Source organism: Lacinutrix cladophorae, from assembly GCF_053604645.1.
The window spans coordinates 1-210 of sequence record NZ_JBSHNR010000089.1; the positions used below are offsets into that span (position 1 = coordinate 1).

Below are 210 nucleotides of genomic sequence, written 5' to 3' on the forward strand. Positions count from 1 at the left end.
ATGGAATACAAGATCCAGGAGAAGAAGGAATAGAAGGAGTAGAAGTTGTAATTACTGATGTTAACGGAGACGAAACAACAGTAACAACAGGAACGGATGGCTCATGGACAGCAACAGACATTCCAGTAGGAGATGCAGAAATAGATGTAGATGAGACTACATTACCAGCAGATATTACAGATACTTTAACAACAGGAACTTCAGATCCAG

1 protein-coding gene is annotated in these 210 nt (G+C 40.0%); it reads left to right on the forward strand.

The features are described 5' to 3' along the window. On the forward strand, positions 1-210 hold a 210-nt coding region (locus ACVC3Y_RS05825; RefSeq protein ID WP_452226353.1), incomplete at both ends, for an SdrD B-like domain-containing protein.